At 62.0% G+C, this 1279-nt stretch carries 1 protein-coding gene; it reads right to left on the bottom strand.

Features of this window, described 5'->3' with window-relative positions; translation table 11 throughout:
• Positions 1 to 43: 43 nt before the first annotated feature.
• A protein-coding gene (locus tag PSET11_RS00030; protein ID WP_124089512.1) for an IS3 family transposase occupies positions 44 to 1206 on the bottom strand; the annotation gives its coding sequence in 2 pieces (ribosomal slippage) (positions 44 to 925 and positions 928 to 1206; 1161 coding nt in all).
• Between the last annotated feature and the right edge of the window lie 73 nt (positions 1207 to 1279).

Genomic DNA, 1279 nt, shown 5'->3' on the forward strand with positions numbered 1-1279 from the left:
GGGACTGCTGAAGGTTTAGTTGACAGCTGGGGTTGATAATTTCTTACGCGGCTGAGGCCGCGTTTTTTATTGTCTCAAACTCGATGGGTGTCAGCCGGCCAAGGGCACGTTGACGGCGTTTGCGGTGGTAGCTGCGCTCGATCCACGTTGTAATGGCGAGCCGGAGCTCGTCCCGGGTTTGCCATCGTTTCCGGTTCAGGACGTTCTTTTGAAGCAGGGAGAAGAACGATTCCATCGCGGCGTTGTCCCCGCATGCCCCGACCCGTCCCATCGATCCGTTCAGACCGTAGGTGTTCAGGGCCAGGACGAACTTTCTGGATCTGAACTGGGACCCTCTGTCCGAGTGGACCACCGTGCCCGCCGGTTTTCTCTGGGCCACGGCGTGCTCCAGTGCGGCGACGGCCAGGGACGCTTTCATCCGCCCGTCCATCGAGTACCCCACGATTCGGTTCGAATGCAGGTCCTTGATCGCGCACAGGTACAGCTTGCCCTCCCCGGTGGGGTGCTCGGTGATGTCCGTGAGCCATTTCCGGTTCGGTGCCGTGGCGCTGAAGTCCCGTTCGATGAGGTCATCGTGGACCGGCGGGCCGGCCTTGAGCCCTGACCGGCGCCGGCGGTGGATCACCGAGAGGATGCCGTTCTCGGAGCACAGCCGCCAGATCCGGCGTTCACTGGCCCCAGGGCCGGGACCGGCGTTGATCTCATCGGCGATGAACCGGTATCCGAAGGCAGGATCGTCGCGGTGGTGATCGATGGCGGCGTTGGTCAAGTGGGCTTCTTCCCAGTCCCGGGCGGGGACTGGGTTGGCGGCCCACTGGTAGTAGGCCTGTCTGGAGAAATTCAGTACCCGGCAGGACACTGCCACGGGAACCCTGATCGGGGCGTCCCTGGCAGCCAGCTCGCGGACCAGCGGGTACATCATTTTTTTGGATTGATGTCCCGGGACAGGTAGGCCACGGCACGGCGCATGACTTCCGCTTCCTGTTCGAGGAGCCGGATGCGTTTATTGGCCTCCCGTAACTTCGCGGCGTCATCGGACACCGCCCCGGACTTCACGCCGTCTTCTCTGTCGGCGATCTTCATCCAGCGGTGCAGGGCAGCCGGTGAGACGCCGAAGTCCTTGGCGATCTGAGTAATGGGCGCTTCGCCCTTGCGGGCAACGGCGACGACATCGCGGCGGAACTCTTCGGGAAAGGCTTTGGGCATGATGAACATCCTTCCACCCGCAAGAATCAAATCCTCACAGGCAAAGTGTCAATCAAACCTTCAGCAGTCCCGT

The organism is Arthrobacter ulcerisalmonis, from assembly GCF_900609065.1.
GTDB classification, from domain to species: domain Bacteria; phylum Actinomycetota; class Actinomycetes; order Actinomycetales; family Micrococcaceae; genus Arthrobacter; species Arthrobacter ulcerisalmonis.